The 1,452-nt window shown below is 66.0% G+C and carries 2 protein-coding genes; both read right to left on the bottom strand.

Annotated features, from left to right (window positions below):
* Window positions 1-925, bottom strand: a 925-nt coding sequence (locus tag ACYVD0_RS13655; RefSeq protein ID WP_460427307.1) for an IS66 family transposase, incomplete at its 3' end; no start/stop codon positions are given.
* 81 nt (window positions 926-1,006) lie between these two features.
* Complete coding sequence (gene tnpB / locus ACYVD0_RS13650; protein ID WP_460427306.1) at window positions 1,007-1,342, bottom strand: IS66 family insertion sequence element accessory protein TnpB; 336 nt, start codon at window positions 1,340-1,342, stop codon at window positions 1,007-1,009.
* Between the last annotated feature and the right edge of the window lie 110 nt (window positions 1,343-1,452).

Here is a 1,452-nt window from a genome sequence, read left to right as displayed (position 1 = left end):
GCATCCAGGCATGCAGGGCATCGGCGACGGGGGCCGCTTTTTCCTGACGTATTCGCCATCGCTCATCGGGCGGCAGGTCACGCACCTCACGCTCGATTTCATACAGCAGGCCGATGGTGTGCAGCGCCTGCCCGGCCAGCGGGCTCTGGTTGGCGACGTGCAGGTCGTAGAACTTGCGCCGGGCATGGGCCATGCAGCCGATCTCGGTCATGCCCTGCTCGAAGCAGGCCTTGTAGCCGGCGAAGTCGTCGCAGACCAGCTTGCCTTTCCAATCGCCGAGGAAGGTACGGGCGTGCTCGCCGGCACGGCTGGAGCTGAAGTCGTAGACCACCGCGCGCAGCTCGGCGAACTTGGCCACCATGACCTGGGCCAGCAACCCGGCGGTCGGGATGCCCTTGTCGATCACCTGCGGCGGTACCGGTGCCTGGATCAGCGTTTCGCACTGCTCGCAGACCCACTTGCCGCGGATATGCCGCTCCACCGTGAAGACGCCGGGCGTGTAGTCGAGTTTCTCGCTGACCTCCTCGCCGATGCGCTTGAGCTGGCAGCCGCAGGAGCACTGGGTGTGGTCCGGCTCGTGATGGATCAGGGTGCGGGGCAGCTGTGGCGGCAAGGCTGTGCGCCTGGGCTGCCGGCGTGGCTCGGCCGGGGCGGGGACCGGAGCAAGCTCCTCGAGCTCGGCCTCGATGGCTGCGATATCGGTGTCGACCAGCTCATCGAGCAGGCCGAGCTGATTGGCGTCGAGCTGCTCGCTGCGCCGGGCGAACCGGTGCCGCCGCAGAACGGCGATTTCGTGGGCCAGCTGCTCGCTGCGCGTCTTGTGATAGCGGACTTGCTGGTCGAGGCTGGCGACACGCTGCGTCAACTGCGCCGCCAGTTCGCGCAGTTGCTCGGGAGTCAGATGGTCGAAAACCGCAGAAGTCATGGCGCCGATTGTGCCGGCTCGTGCTGCCTTCGACGATAGGCCGTTCGGTCAATTGCGCGGCACGAACCACCTGACTGCCGACTATAAGAGACTTATCGTCGCCGCCGGGCCGACCCGCTGCCAAGGCAACCCCACCACCAGCGCCTGAAGCTGCTCGGCGTTCAGCTCCAGGTGAGCACCCTGCCAGTTGCCTGGCCAGACAAAACGGCCCTGGTTCAAACGACGCGAGGCCAGCCAGACACCGAAACCATCGTGCACCAGCACTTTCAGGCGGTTGGCCCGTTTGTTGGCGAACAGGTAGGCGTTGTGCGGCTTCGCCGCACCAAAGACCGCCACCACCCTGGCCAGGGCCGTTTCCGTTCCGGCCCGCATGTCCAGCGGTTCGCTGGCGAGCCAGATGGCATCGATGCGGATCATTGCAGGATCTCGCGCACGAACCGGGCACACCCCTCTGCATCGCCCGCAGGCCAGTGAACGGTCAAGGTTGTGCGCCGATGGGGGATATCGATGCGAATGTCCGCGCTGGA

The organism is Azotobacter armeniacus (assembly GCF_054779355.1).
This window is presented reverse-complemented; position numbering and strand designations above follow the sequence as displayed.